Source organism: Gammaproteobacteria bacterium, from assembly GCA_029862005.1.
In the GTDB taxonomy this organism is placed as follows: Bacteria; Pseudomonadota; Gammaproteobacteria.
The window spans coordinates 1-14370 of sequence record JAOTYD010000049.1 but is presented as its reverse complement, the minus strand read 5'-3'; the positions used below and the strand labels follow the sequence as shown (position 1 = coordinate 14370).

Here is a 14370-nt window from a genome sequence, read left to right as displayed (position 1 = left end):
TTTCTGGTTGCAGACGATGCCGGCTTTATTACAGGCTCGACCCTGTCGATTAACGGTGGGCAACACATGTATTGAAGCGATCCTGGTTATTGGTCAAAGCCGGTGCTCGAACGAGTTTCGGCTTTTTTTTCGTCGGAACAAAGATCGAAGAGACCAGGACCGGCGGTGAGGTATTGTCTGTACGGGCTTCCCTAATCCAGCCCCATCAATATTTGCACAGTGGCGAATAGTTTATTTTCTTGATAGTCAGTATCATGGCGACATTAACGTGCCTACTTGATTTTTCGTCTATGCAAAAGACAGCTATTAGTCTGGTTGCCCTGGGTTGCATGGTTTGTTTCTCGCTCTCCTACGCATCCTCTGTTGCCAAAGTAACTGCATTAAAATCGCCGGCATGGATACAGAAAGAAAATGATAAAACCGAGCTCACAAATGGCAGCGATTTGGAGATCGGAGATTACGTTATTACCGGTACCAGCGGGCGGGTCGAGATGCAGATTTGGCCGAATGCCAGCCTGCATCTTTATCCGGATTCTGTCATCAGCTTACTGGCGAGCAGCAGCGCGGAATCAAGTGCTACCGGAAAACAATCGGTACTTCAGATCCTGCAGGGAAGGATTTGTGTTGGCTACAAGCCAGAGCCAAATCCTGACTCCGTGTTAGAGGTAAATATAGGCAATGCAATCGTCACCGCGATACATCATCGTAGTGACATTTGTTTGCTGCGACAGGATGGCCTGTCGTCTATCGAATTACGCAGTGGTAGTGTCCAGGTTACCCACTCCATAGATCCAAATATGATTATCCTTAGCAGAGCCGGTACGGAACTGCGCATCGACGACGATGGTTCATTTGAGTTACTGAATCCTGGTATTGCTGCAATAATGCCCGAAGCAGAACAACCGTTCATCACTGAAACAGCGATCGAAACTGAAATCCCGGCTTTTATACCTGCGGAGGCGGAAGGTGATATAGCGGTCGTTGATGAAACAGCAGCTGATGAATCCGAACCAACAACTGATGAGAAGACATCGAAGTACATTTACACGGTCTATCTTTTCTCGACGCGTTCCGAGGAGGTCGCCAACGAGGCCAATCAGAGATTTCAGAGCGCAGGCCATGAATCTGAAATCATTGTCACGGGACAGGATGACACCACGCGCTACCGCGTCGCCGTTCCGGGATTCAAGTCACGGCAGTCGGCCCAGGAATTTTCCATCTCGGTGGTCGGTAAACTGGGTATTAGGGATACCTGGATAGGTTATGAAGTTGACCCGGATACGGCTAGAGGAGTAGCCAATAACCAGTCAAAACCAGCGGCAGACGAAAAACCTTTCTTTAGCGAGAAGGACATCGAGGATCAACGTCCGGTCGATGAGTCCATTACCATGTTAGAAGATGTAGCCACAACCGCAGATACATTAATTGATGAATCAAAACCTGCAATTGAAGAGAAATCATCAAACTATATCTATACCGTTTACCTTTTCTCGACACGCTCCGAGGAGGTCGCCAACGAGGTCAATCAGAGATTTCAGAGCGCAGGCCATGAATCTGAAATCATTGTCACGGGACAGGATGACGACACACGCTATCGCATCGCCGTTTCGGGATTCAAGTCACGGCAGTCGGCCCGGGAATTTTCCGACTCGGTGGTCGGTAAACTGGGTATCAGGGATACCTGGATCGGCAGGGACCGGCAAACTGATTAAGGCTGGCTCCTCGCTATTGCATAATTTATTTGCTGACGATCTTGATGCGATCTTCGCCCCTTAGGGACTCGCCGCTATAGGTGCCCGCCTTGATGATAATCGCGTATTCGCCTTCGCCGATCTTGAAGCCCGTGGAGCGGACATCGCACAACAGATCCTTGTAGGTATCGTCGTTGATATCTTTTTCCACGCACAAACTCTTGTCGGACTTACCCACCAGCATGATATCGACGCCATTCAGCCGGATGGTGCGTGGATTGATCGAGGTTACCTCGAGCTCGGCCGATCCCAGGATTGCGACCGGGAGCAGGCGCCATGCACCGGGTCGTATAATATTCTCAGGGCTACCAGGTATGATATCGATGGCAATCGTTGTCGGTTGCTGCTCACCGAACAGAATGTTCGCCTGGGCGATGATTGTGAATTGCCTCGATGCAGATGGCAGATCAGCTTTGTTACCGTGGTCGATGGAAGGAGAAGACTCATTTTTCGCGGAATAAGCTACTGTCGGTTCCATTTTTGGACTAAAGGTTAACCAGCTGCCGACGGGCTCGGCACCCCGATCAGCGGCGCCCGTGCCGGTCGCGCTGGCAATACAGGTGCAGGCCCAGAGCGTGGCGGTAACAATTGATCTTGTCATTCGTTTGTATCGCAACCTCGGTCCTTTATCGTTTACGTCGCCAGGTCAACAGGCCTGGCAGCAACAGTCGGTGTCGCGGTATCGCGACCAATCGAATCAAGTCTTTCATCAGGGTATAGTCCCTCCAGCGCATTATCAATATAACGACGGGTCATATTGACGTAGGCAGTTGTGCGCCGATGTTTCCACGACCTTAGGTAATAGATGTGTTCAAAACTGTATTTTTCAATTGTCAACAGACGCAGGTGTTGCCGTTGAAAACGGCTACTGGGTCTGCGGGGGGATAGAGTAGGTACCGGTGGCGTGTGCGACGATGTCCTCCTCGCTGTAGATAGATACTTCAACCACCGCGAGGCGTTTACCGAGTTTTATGATGTTACCTCTGGCAACCAGGTCACATTCGCTGGGTTTGCGCAGAAAGTTAATGTTGAGGCTGGTCGTAACCGCCAGCTTTATCTCGCCCAGCAGGCTCAGTACAACAGCGAACATGCAAACATCGGCGAGCATCATCATGAATGGGCCCGCTATGGTGCCTCCCGGGCGCAGCGATTTCACGTTATAGGGCAGGACCAGTTCGGCCATACCCTCGTCGATGTGGCGCAGGTAAATGCCGGTTTCGGCGGCCGAGGGCAATTCGATCTTGATGATTTCGTTAAATTTTTCGGTGGTGACCTTGCTCATGGATTGTCATCCCGTGGCTTGACCGCGGGATCCAGGCTGTGTTGCATTTGGAAAGGCATATCATACCAGTATCCGAGCACTCGAAAAGAGGCGTTAGGCGTCTGCACGAAACGATCCCCGGGTCCCGCGATCAAGTCGCGGGACGACAGTAGTTTAACTGCGTTTTTTAAGCCAGCCGGATATTGCCGGGGTCACGGTTGCCTGGGCCTTGCCACTGACGTAGATACCGATATGGCCGCCTGGAAACGCCAATTCGGTGTAGTCCTTGCTGCCAACCAGCGCTTTCAAAGCTTTCGATGCAGCCGGTGGCACCAGGTGGTCCTGTTCCGCGTAAATATTCAACACCGGAATCTTCAAATCCTTGAGATCAACGTCATGTTCGCCGATCTTTAACCCGCCTTCGACCAGTTTGTTTTGCTGGAAGAAATCCTTGATGAACTGGCGAAAAGCCTCGCCCGCCTGATCGGGGCTGTCGAAGATCCATTTCTCCATCCGCATGAAGTTCTTGACATTCTTCTCATCGCTGATGATATCGACCATCGAAACATACTTTTGCCCCATCAACTGGAACGGCTTGAGATTGAGAAAGGTCCAGTTCAGCATTTCACCCGGCAGATTGCCCATCGCATCGACGATCGCGTCGATGTCCATTTTCTGTACCCAGTGACTCAGCATATTGTCCGGGGTCTTGCAGTCAACCGGTGTCACCATGGTGACCAGGTTGGCGACCTTGTCCTGGTGTAGCGTACTGTAGCAAAGGCTGAAAACACCGCCCTGGCAAATGCCGAGGATATTGATCTTGTCGACACTGTGGCGTTCGCGGATGACGTCGACACAGCGGTCGATATAGCCATTGATGTAGTCATCGAGGGTCAGGTACTTATCTGCGCGATCCGGGTAACCCCAGTCGATCAGATAGACGTCCTGTCCCGAATCGAGCAAGCCCCTGATGGTCGAACGATTCTCCTGGATGTCGGTCATGTAGGGACGATTAACCAGTGCGTAGACGATCAGGGTAGGGACTTTGTTTTGCACCACGCCGGTCGAGGGCTGGTAACGGTAGAGCTTGAGCTTGTCCTCAGCATAAATTTCTTCGCGTGGGGTAACCCCTGCAGAAATTTCGTCCGTATCGAGGAGATTTTTAACCCCCTTGCTCAAATTCTGGTTGAACTGCACCAGTTCTTCGACCACCTGGTCGGAACGAAACGGAATATTATTCATCGGTTCAGGCTCCTGCTTTGGTTCTGGTTACTTTGGCCTTGCTGGCCACAGCTTTTTTAGCTGCCGCTTTCTTGCGGGCCGGGGCCGCTTTGGCGGTGGGCGCTTTCCTGGCCGTGGACGCCGCTTTCGCTGCGGGTGCTGTCTTCACTGTTCGCGCGGTTCTGGTATTAATTTGCGACAACATCGCCTTGATTTCCTTGATCTCCTTTTTCAGGGTGAAGTTTTCACGTCGTACTTGCTGTAAACGCTCCTGCATAGTGTCGATTTCGCGCGTGTTCGGCAGGTTCATGGCACGCAGAAAATCGTCGGCGATTTCACCGTAGTGGCGGCGCATGACCATCAGGCGGTTGACCATGTCGCCGTAAAGCGCCTGGTACTCTTCGCCCATCGCGAATTCGGCGTAGTGCTCTTCGCTGATTTCAACCCAGAGGTCGTAAAGTTCGCGTAGAGATTTCGGGATACTGTCACCGTCGAGCCCCGACAGTCGGTTCTGAAATCCCTGGATCGATTCGAGCGCAACGCGCAGGAAGGCCTGGTTGAATTTGAAGTTGGCTTCCTGATACTCGAACGCCAATTGAAGACCTTTTTGCTGCTTTTCCTGGGGTTCACGAAAATAACCAATGCCTGGTGATTCCAGTACTCTACCCAGCGGGTCGATAGCTTCACCCAGGTTGAAGACCGAAGTATTCATGCCAGGCATTTGCCACATCGCCTGGTTCATCGGCGTCAGGCCAGCCACCATTTCCTGCCAGCTGGCATTTGGAGCAAACCACTGTTTCATGAAGTCGCTGACGCCGGTACCGTTGAACCCGGGCATCCCACCAAGCTGTTGTAGCGATTGTTTCATTTGCTCCAGCCATTGATTGATCGCTTCGACAGGGTTGGCTCCCTCGGTGAGACCCTTGCTGACTTGCTCTGCCATGGCGAAATATTCCTTGCCCATATCCATGCATTTGCGCATGGCCAGCTCGATGTCAGGTTGCGTCTTGCCTTCGCAGGCCTTGCGCCATAGATCGAAACTCTGTGCCCACAGGTCAGACTGACTGGTATTACCGCCGCTGCCTGTTTTGGCCATATCGCTCCAGGCATCGACAAACTGCTGCTGCGCCTTGAACCATTGTTCGGTCCATTGATTACTTTCACTCATGCTGGGTAACTCGTTAAATTCTAAAAGGATTTTACTCTAGCACAGTTTATTGTGCACTGCAACATAATTAGGTTCTGTCGTGCTGGCAGATAAAAAAGGCGGGATTTTCGCCCCGCCTTTTTAATTATTGACCCTGTCTGTCGATGGGATCCTAGGTCATGTACATTCCGCCATTTACCGGCAGGTTTGCGCCGGTCATGTAGGTGTTGCGATCATCAGTCAGGAAACTGACAACATAGGCGATTTCATCAGGCATCGCCATGCGACCCATTGGAACCTGCTGGATGATAGCGTCGCGCACGTCTTCGGGAATCGCATCGGTCATATCGGTTTTGACATAGCCGGGTGACACCGAGTTAACCGTCACACCCTTGGCCGCCAACTCCTGTGCGACAGCCTTGGTGAAGCCGTGCAGTCCGGCCTTCGCCGCGGAATAATTGGACTGGCCAAACTGGCCCTTTTGCCCATTAACCGAACAAATATTAACAATTCGACCAAAGCCGTTTTGCGACATGCTTTCAACGACATGGCGGGTGACATTAAAAGCCGAATCAAGATTAGTGCGCAATACCGAGTCCCATTGATCGGGTGTCATTTGACGCAGGGTCTTGTCGCGCGTAATGCCGGCACAATTAACCAGGATATCGACGCCGCCGATAGTATTTTCAACATCGTGAAGCATCTGCTGGCTGGATTCGAAATCACTGACGTCACAGGCTACGATTTCAAACTCGTAGCCATTTGCCCGGTGTTTCTGCTGCCAGGCCTCGGCGATTTCTTTATCGGGAGGGAAATATCCCGCAATAACTTTGCGTCCCTGATCGGCGAGCGCGATACAGATCGCGGTGCCTATTCCACCAGTGCCCCCGGTGACGAGTGCAATTTTCTGATTATTCATATAGTTGTGATCTCTCCCGTTAACTGGAAAGTGCTGCATTGCAACAATATATTGCAGCGCACAAAATATTGCTTTCACCGTCGACTGTCAAGTCAGGGCAGGAAAGTTTTAAATAAGTTGATTAAAATCAGTGGCTTAGCTTTTATCTGGATCGTCCTTATCAGGTCCGAGGCCCATCATCTGGCGCCATGCATCGATGTTTTTCTGCGTCATATCGGTCCAGAACGATACCGGGCTATGGCTGGTCATGCCTTCCATTGCCTTGCGAAATTCACTCTGCTGCTGCTGGAAAAAATTCAGACCCTGCCCGATAAATTCGGAAAAACCCTTGTGTGCACCGGTATGGTAATAGCGAATAAAACGCTCGAGGTTATCGTTTGAGAATAGCGGGTTAGTTTCGGATTCTTGCTCCAGGATAATCTGCAGCAGGATACTGCGGGTGATATCTTCCTCGCTTTTTTGATCGATGACGGTAAATGGCACCTCGGCAAGCACCAGGTCACGGATTTGTTGTAGCGTGATGTACTGGCTTTCCACGGTATCGTAGAGTCGCCGATTGGGATATTTCTTGATGATTCTGGGTTCGACTTCGTCGCTCACGTCGCTTTTCCTGCTGTGCCTGGTTGTCGCAAGTGTAACCTATTTTTCCCTGGGCACTCGTCCCATCAGGTAAAACTCGTCGTTGGTGCGCATGCTCGACATGTTGACGATTCGGTTGGAGAGCCCAAAGAAAGCACTGATCGTGCCGATATCCCAGATGTCTTCATCGTCGAAACCAAAGTCATTGAGCCGCTTGTAATCGGACTCATCGACAGTTTCAGCCTTGCGCGAGACCTTGAGCGCGTAGTCGAGCATTGCTTTCTGGCGTTCCGAAATATCGGCCTTGCGATAGTTAGCGGCGACCTGGTCGGCGATGTATGGATTCCTGGCGCGGATACGCAGGATCGCGCCGTGTGCGATGACACAATACTGACATTGGTTGCGCGCCGAGGTCGCGACCACTATCATTTCACGTTCAGCCATGCTCAGGCCCGGCGTTTCCTTTTCCATCAGGGCGTCGTGATAGGCAAAAAAAGCGCGGAACTCCTCGGGTCGACGTGCCAGTGTCAGGAATACATTGGGCACGAAGCCGGCTTTTTCCTGTACCTCGTTGATTCGTTGTTGAATATCAGCGGGTAATTCCTCGAAAGGCGGAACTGGGAAGCGACTGATTGCCGGGCTGGTCATATTTGAATTCCTTTGGCTAAGACTCGATTATTGTAATATAAATGACGTTTGCGAAAATTAACTAGCAGTTAATCTAATTCATGAAACCTGAAACCAGTAATCCGGAAAGCGGCTGGGTTTTTGACCAGCTTGCGCGATCGAGGCGCTCGACTCGAGGATTTTTACCGCAACCGGTTGATCACGGGCTGATCGAGCATGTATTCGAAACTGCTGCATTCGCACCGTCGAACTGCAATACCCAGCCCTGGCACAGCCACGTGGTCTCGGGTGAGCTGCGCGATCGATTAAGCGGCATCTTTATGGAAACTATCGCCGAGGGGAAATACTCGATGGATTATCCCTACGATGCCAAGTACGAGGGCGTTTTTCGTAAACGCCAGCTTGATGTTGGCATATTGCTCTACCAGGCTCTCGGTGTGACCCGTGAAGACAAGGAGGGCAAACGCGAGGCGTTTCTGCGCAACCTCAAGTTTTTTGATGCGCCGCATGCAGTATTTATTTTTATGCCGGCGTGGTGCGGAATTCGCGAAGCCTGCGATGTCGGCATGTATGCACAGAACCTGATGTTGGCGATGCGTGCCCACGGTATTGCCAGTTGCCCGCAGACGATACTGGGATATGATGCGGACTCGGTGCGGCGAGAATTAGGGATTGATGCGGAAATGAAACTTTTGTTTGGAATTTCATTTGGTTATGAGGATCCAACTTTACCCGAAAACCAGATAGTCCCTGAACGCGCGGCGCTCGGTGAGCTGGTCCATTTTCACAGCTAGGTATCACTATGTCCGACTACTATGCCCCGATCCAGGATATGCAATTTGTTATCGATGAAATTGCAGGCCTTGATTCCATCGCCAAACTACCCGGCTTCGAAGACGCCACACCGGACCTGGTCGCGGCCGTGCTCGAACAGGCGGGTGTGTTGGCAACCGAAGTCTTCTCGCCGCTGAATCCGTCGGGTGATGAACACGGAACCCGCATTGATAACGGGAAGGTGGTAAGCCCGCCTGGCTATGCCGAGGCCTATCGCCAGTTTGTCGATAATGGCTGGCAGGGAGTCGGTAAATCGGCGGCAATAGACGGGCAGGGTCTCCCGTTCCTGGTGCACTCGGCGGTCGCGGAAATGTGGTATGCATCGAACATGGCTTTTGCACTATGCCCGTTGCTGACCTCGGGCGCGATCGAGGCCATCGAGTCGCACGCCACCGAAGCATTGCAGAAACTCTATATACCGAAACTGGTGACAGGTGAATGGAGCGGTACCATGAACCTGACCGAACCACAGGCAGGTACCGATCTGGCAGCGATTCGCACGCGTGCGGAACGCGAAGGCGATAACTATTTGATCTATGGTCAAAAAATCTACATCACCTGGGGCGAACACGAGTTGAGCGACAATATTGTGCACCTGGTGCTGGCGCGCCTGCCGGATGCACCGGAAGGCATTAAAGGTATTTCACTGTTCCTGGTCCCCAAGTACCTGGTAAACGAGGATGGTTCCAGGGGCGAGCGCAATGATCTCAGGGTGGTGTCGCTGGAATCGAAAATGGGAATCCATTCATCGCCGACCTGTGTCATGTCTTACGGGGACCAGGACGGTGCTATCGGTTATCTCGTCGGCGAGGAGCACAATGGTCTCGCCTGTATGTTCACGATGATGAACAACGCGCGGCTCGAAGTTGGTATGCAGGGCGTCGCGATTTCTGAGCGCGCTTATCAAAGAGCGGTCTTGTTTGCCAAGGAACGAGTTCAAGGTATGGCACATGGGCATAGTCAGCGCAGCACGATTATCCACCACCCGGACGTGCGCCGGATGTTGATGCAAATGCGGGCCATCGCCCAGGCGGGCAGGGCCCTGGCCTATTACGCTTCCGCCCAGACCGACCTGGCTCATCACGCAGAATCAGCCGAACAGCGGGCATCCCATCAGCGTCGTGTCGATTTGATTATTCCAATCGTCAAGGGCTGGTGCACCGAGATGGCGCAGGAAGCAACCTACCTGGGTGTACAGGTGCATGGTGGCATGGGATATGTCGAGGAAACCGGCGCGGCCCAGTACATGCGTGACGCCAGGATTCTGACTATTTACGAAGGCACAACCGGAATCCAGGCACTGGACTTGATGGGTCGAAAACTGCTGCGTGACAAGGGTCAGGCAATGGCTGAGCTGATCGGAGAATTAAAGGCTTTCAGTCAGCAACTGCAGGCTGCGAACGGAGATATCGGCGCGCTTGCAACGCGTTTCTCGACAGCCCTTACTGCACTGGAAGAGGCAACCGGCTTCTACTTGCAGAATGCGCCGGGCGATCCGGAGCTGGGCAGCGCGGTCGGAGTGGATTACATGATGCTGTCAGGTAATCTGGTTTGCGCCTGGTTACTGGGACGCGCGGCAATTGTTGCGCAAGGGCATATCGACGCCGGCAGCAGTGATCATTTTTATTCCCACAAGATCAAGACGGCGCTGTTTTTTGCCGAACATATCCTGCCGCGCAGCGAGGCACAGGCGGTGATGGTCAAGGCTGGCTCGGACAGCGTCATGGCGATAGCAGCGGATAATTTTTAGCCGAACCTGAATTCGGGGATTTCTTAAACATACGATGGCGGTATCCAGTCAAACCCGGCTGTGGGATTATGCACGCGACGGATTTCGGTTTTTTACGTCGACGCCGACGCGTTGGGGTGACTGTGACATGTTCGGTCACGTCAATAACGTGCAGTTCGTGCGCTATTACGAATCCGGTCGTCTCGATTATTTTCATCGACTACTGGATATGAGCGCCGGTCCTGACGTGCACAATAGCCTGATCATCGCCGATATTCAGGTTGCTTTTCTGCGCCAGATCCATCATCCCTGTGCGCTGGAAGTGGGCTCACGCATCAGTCGACTCGGCAACAGCAGCTTCGATTTCGAAGCGGCGATATTTGCACCGGGGGAAGACGAACCCTGTTCAACCGCGAAGGCCGCATGCGTCTGGTTTAATTATCGTGAAAATCACAGTACACCGATTCCGCCTGTCGAGCGGGAAATCATCAAACAGTTCGAGGGGATCGAACCATGAGCAACTTACAATACCTGGAATTGGAAACACACGATGCCGTGACCGTGGTCAGGCTGAATCGTCCCGAGGTCCTGAACGCCCTGTGCATGGGGTTGATGGATGAGCTCGCGCAAACCCTGCAGGATCTTGAGACTGACGATTCGGTGGCGGTGATCGTACTCACTGGAAATGAAAAGGCATTTGCAGCCGGGGCCGATATCACTGAAATGAAAGACGCAACCTATCAATACATGCTTGAACACGGCGGTCTTACGCGCCAGTGCGACAGTATTGCCGGTTGCAGCAAGCCCATTATTGCCGCGGTTGCGGGTTATGCCCTGGGTGGTGGCTGCGAGCTGGCGATGATGTGCGATTTTATCATTGCCGCCGATAATGCCAGGTTCGGTCAACCTGAAATCACCATTGGCACCATTCCGGGTTTTGGCGGTTCGCAGCGATTGACTCACCTGGTCGGCAAATCGAAAGCCATGGATATGTGCCTGACCGGCCGCATGATGGATGCTGCCGAGGCCGAGCGTAGTGGGCTGGTCGCAAGGGTCGAAACCGTGGATGCTTATCTCGACGTGGCCCTGCGGGCAGCAGCGACGATCGCCAGCTTCTCGCGTCCGGTCGTATCTATGGCCAGGGAGGCGGTCGATCTGGCGCACGAAACCCCGCTTACGCAGGGTATAAAAACCGAGCGCAGAATGTTCAAGTCGACCTTTGCACTGGACGATCAGAAAGAGGGTATGGCTGCCTTCGTGGAAAAACGCAGCCCCGAGTTCAGACATCGATGATTTCGGCTCAAACCGAACTATTAGATATTTATCGACTATAAATCCTCTCCAGCACTATCAGTTTCGCGACGATATGTTAGAATATGCGCCGTCAGATTTCGGGCACCAAATTTTTTCTTTGTAAATCAATAATTTACAGTTGATTTAGCGTCTTTAGATGAGATAAAGACGGGGTGTTTTTTTGTTGGAATAGCCGGGTAAGAAAGCCCGGTGCGGACGAATTTTTATTTTTTTAACTGGATACCATCATGGCAGACCTGAATAGTTATCGGAATATCGGCATTTTTGCACATGTCGACGCTGGTAAAACCACGACCACCGAGCGCATTTTGAAACTGACCGGCAAGATTCACAAGATCGGTGAGGTTCACGATGGTGCGGCTACGACAGACTTCATGGACCAGGAGCAGGAGCGTGGTATCACGATTCAGTCCGCGGCAACCAGTTGTGAATGGAACAAACATCGCCTCAACATCATTGACACGCCGGGACACGTTGACTTTACGATCGAGGTGTATCGCTCCCTCAAGGTACTTGATGGGGGTGTCGGTGTTTTCTGCGGCTCGGGCGGGGTTGAACCGCAATCGGAAACCAACTGGCGCTATGCCAACGATTCCGAAGTTGCGCGCATCATTTTCGTCAACAAGCTGGATCGCCTGGGTGCGGACTTTTACCGCGTCGTTAAGCAGATCAAGGATGTGCTCGGGGCTAACCCCCTCGTAATGACCCTGCCAATCGGTACCGAGGAAAATTTCACCGGTGTGGTCGATTTGTTAACTCGCAAGGCATGGGTCTGGGATGATTCCGGTGATCCCACCAATTTCAGGATCGAGGAACCACCGGCCGAGATGGCAGATCAGATCGAGGAATATCGGGAAAAACTGATCGAGCTTGCACTTGAGCAGGACGATGATTTGCTTGAAATGTACCTCGAAGGCGAGGAGCCCGAGCTAGACGCGATCAAGGGATGTATCCGCAAGGGTACCATCGCGCTCGATTTTTTCCCGACCTACTGCGGATCAGCTTTCAAAAACAAGGGCATCCAGGTGGTGCTGGACGCGGTCGTCGACTACTTGCCGAACCCGACAGAAGTCAAACCGCAACCGGAAATCGACCTGGAAGGTAACGAAACCGGTGACTTTGCGACGGTGGATCCCACCAAACCTTTGCGTGCCCTGGCATTCAAGATTATGGATGACCGTTTCGGTGCGCTCACCTTTACCCGGATTTATTCAGGCAAGCTTGCCAAGGGTGATACCGTGGTAAACACCTATACCGGAAAAACCGAGCGTATCGGTCGCATCGTCGAGATGCATGCCGATGATCGTATCGAACTAAATGCCGCGGAAGCCGGCGACATAGTCGCGCTAGTGGGTTTGAAAAATGTACAGACGGGACACACGCTCGCGGATGTCAAGAATCCGGCTACCCTCGAGCCGATGGTGTTCCCGGACCCGGTTATTTCGATTGCGGTCAAACCCAAGGACCAGGCAGCTTCGGAAAAAATGAGTATCGCGATCGGTAAAATGGTTAAGGAAGATCCGTCCTTTTATGTCGAAACCGACGAAGAAAGCGGTGAAACCATTATCAAGGGTATGGGCGAGCTGCATCTCGATATCAAGGTTGATATTCTGCGCCGTACTCACATGGTTGACGTCGAGGTCGGTAAGCCGCAGGTTGCCTACCGCGAAACCATTACGCAGCGTGTCGAAGACAGCTATACCCACAAGAAACAAACCGGTGGTTCAGGCCAGTTCGGCAAGATCGATTATATCGTTGAGCCGGGTGAAACCGGCAGCGGCTTCCAGTTCGAATCGACGGTAACCGGCGGTAACGTGCCGCGCGAATTCTGGCCGGCTATCGAGAAAGGCTTCGCCAATTGCATGAACGAAGGCGTACTCGCAGGCTTCCCGCTGCTCGATGTCAAGATCACCTTGTTCGATGGCGCCTTTCACGCGGTCGATTCTTCCGCGGTGGCGTTTGAAATTGCGGCCCGGTCGGCCTATCGCCAGACCATTCCGAAGGCTTCGCCACAATTGATGGAGCCGATCATGAAGGTTGACGTATATGTACCCGAAGATCATGTCGGTGACGTAATCGGTGATCTGAATCGCCGCCGCGGCATGATCAAGTCGCAAGAACCGACTCCAACAGGTGTGCGCGTCAAGGCAAATGTACCGTTATCCGATATGTTCGGTTATATCGGCGATTTGCGCACCATGACCTCGGGTCGCGGTCAGTTTTCGATGGAGTTCGAACACTACATGCCGTGCCCGAAGAATGTTGCCGAGGAAGTGATCAAGGAAGTTAATGAAAGACGTGCAGCAAAGTAACTAAGCTATTGATTAAATTAGATGAATTACGATTCATCGCTATTGACATGCCCGAGGGGCGTGTAGAGAATACGCACCTTGTCGGAGGGGTTCCCGAGTGGCCAAAGGGGACAGACTGTAAATCTGTTGGCACTGCCTTCGGTGGTTCGAATCCACCCCCCTCCACCATCTTTCCTGTACGGGCTATAGCCCGTACAGGAAAGATGGCGCAGGGAGGTTAGGATTCGAGCCACTGGTTCGACCAGTTTGCCGGGCGCAAACTGGCACGGCCGAAGGCCGCCCGCAGGGCGACATACATGGATGGATCGGTCCGGCGTCCCGGTCGTGAATCCACCCGTTGTTGGTTTGGCGGAAATGGCTCCGCTATATATGAAATGGCTCCGCTATATATAAGGAGTCAGAAGAAGTGGTAAAATTAGGGTTTTTCGCGGGTGTCGTATAGTGGCTATTACCTCAGCCTTCCAAGCTGATGACGCGGGTTCGATTCCCGCCACCCGCTCCAGACTTGAATGGGAGCTATAGATTTATGCTCATATAGCTCAGGCGGTAGAGCACTTCCTTGGTAAGGAAGAGGTCACTGGTTCGATTCCAGTTATGAGCACCATGTTTGGATAGTATTGGCCGTGACTGGCCGGATAAAATGAGAGAAAACGATGTCAAAAGTAAAATTTGAAAG

14 protein-coding genes and 3 tRNA genes are annotated in these 14370 nt (G+C 52.4%); 10 read left to right on the top strand and 7 right to left on the bottom strand.

From position 1 onward, the window contains the following. Positions 1-75: beta-ketoacyl-ACP reductase (locus OES20_17630; GenBank protein ID MDH3636517.1), on the top strand; the 75-nt coding region annotated here is incomplete at its 5' end. Positions 76-290: 215 nt separating this feature from the next. After that, positions 291-1712, top strand: coding sequence for an SPOR domain-containing protein (locus OES20_17625; GenBank protein ID MDH3636516.1), 1422 nt, complete (start codon positions 291-293; stop codon positions 1710-1712). 25 nt (positions 1713-1737) lie between these two features. On the opposite strand, the gene OES20_17620 is transcribed toward OES20_17625, so the two are convergent. The 7 genes from OES20_17620 to OES20_17590 all read right to left on the bottom strand — a co-directional run bounded on the left by OES20_17620 (position 1738) and on the right by OES20_17590 (position 7526). Then, positions 1738-2352 (bottom strand): hypothetical protein, encoded by a 615-nt coding sequence (locus OES20_17620; GenBank protein MDH3636515.1) that lies wholly within the window; start codon positions 2350-2352, stop codon positions 1738-1740. Between the two features lie 264 nt (positions 2353-2616). Continuing rightward, positions 2617-3033, bottom strand: coding sequence for a PaaI family thioesterase (locus OES20_17615; protein MDH3636514.1), 417 nt, complete (start codon positions 3031-3033; stop codon positions 2617-2619). Between the two features lie 153 nt (positions 3034-3186). Beyond that, on the bottom strand, positions 3187-4254 hold the full coding sequence (locus OES20_17610; GenBank protein MDH3636513.1) for a class III poly(R)-hydroxyalkanoic acid synthase subunit PhaC: 1068 nt from the start codon (positions 4252-4254) through the stop codon (positions 3187-3189). Between the two features lie 4 nt (positions 4255-4258). Then, entirely contained in the window at positions 4259-5401 is a 1143-nt protein-coding gene (gene phaE / locus OES20_17605) for a class III poly(R)-hydroxyalkanoic acid synthase subunit PhaE (protein ID MDH3636512.1), read from the bottom strand. A 151-nt stretch (positions 5402-5552) separates the two neighbouring features. Beyond that, complete coding sequence (gene phbB / locus OES20_17600; protein ID MDH3636511.1) at positions 5553-6299, bottom strand: acetoacetyl-CoA reductase; 747 nt, start codon at positions 6297-6299, stop codon at positions 5553-5555. A gap of 135 nt (positions 6300-6434) precedes the next feature. Continuing rightward, positions 6435-6899, bottom strand: coding sequence for a polyhydroxyalkanoate synthesis repressor PhaR (gene phaR / locus OES20_17595; GenBank protein ID MDH3636510.1), 465 nt, complete (start codon positions 6897-6899; stop codon positions 6435-6437). A 39-nt stretch (positions 6900-6938) separates the two neighbouring features. Further along, complete coding sequence (locus OES20_17590; GenBank protein ID MDH3636509.1) at positions 6939-7526, bottom strand: peroxidase-related enzyme; 588 nt, start codon at positions 7524-7526, stop codon at positions 6939-6941. A gap of 80 nt (positions 7527-7606) precedes the next feature. Here OES20_17590 and OES20_17585 point away from each other — a divergent pair, with 80 nt between their 5' ends. From OES20_17585 to OES20_17550, 8 genes are all read left to right on the top strand, one after another. Then, positions 7607-8299, top strand: coding sequence for a nitroreductase (locus tag OES20_17585; protein MDH3636508.1), 693 nt, complete (start codon positions 7607-7609; stop codon positions 8297-8299). 8 nt (positions 8300-8307) lie between these two features. Next, positions 8308-10089 carry an acyl-CoA dehydrogenase C-terminal domain-containing protein gene (locus OES20_17580; GenBank protein MDH3636507.1) on the top strand — a complete coding sequence of 594 codons (1782 nt, stop codon included), beginning with the start codon at positions 8308-8310 and terminating at the stop codon, positions 10087-10089. A 34-nt stretch (positions 10090-10123) separates the two neighbouring features. Next, entirely contained in the window at positions 10124-10585 is a 462-nt protein-coding gene (locus OES20_17575) for an acyl-CoA thioesterase (GenBank protein MDH3636506.1), read from the top strand. Continuing rightward, positions 10582-11361 (top strand): enoyl-CoA hydratase-related protein, encoded by a 780-nt coding sequence (locus OES20_17570; protein ID MDH3636505.1) that lies wholly within the window; start codon positions 10582-10584, stop codon positions 11359-11361. Before OES20_17575 ends, OES20_17570 begins: the two co-directional genes overlap by 4 nt. 248 nt (positions 11362-11609) lie before the next feature. After that, on the top strand, positions 11610-13694 hold the full coding sequence (gene fusA, locus OES20_17565) for an elongation factor G (GenBank protein ID MDH3636504.1): 2085 nt from the start codon (positions 11610-11612) through the stop codon (positions 13692-13694). Between the two features lie 83 nt (positions 13695-13777). Beyond that, positions 13778-13862 (top strand) — tRNA-Tyr (locus OES20_17560). 259 nt (positions 13863-14121) lie between these two features. Beyond that, positions 14122-14196: transfer RNA gene (locus OES20_17555), tRNA-Gly, on the top strand. Between the two features lie 26 nt (positions 14197-14222). Continuing rightward, positions 14223-14298 (top strand) — tRNA-Thr (locus OES20_17550). The last annotated feature ends 72 nt before the right edge of the window (positions 14299-14370 follow it).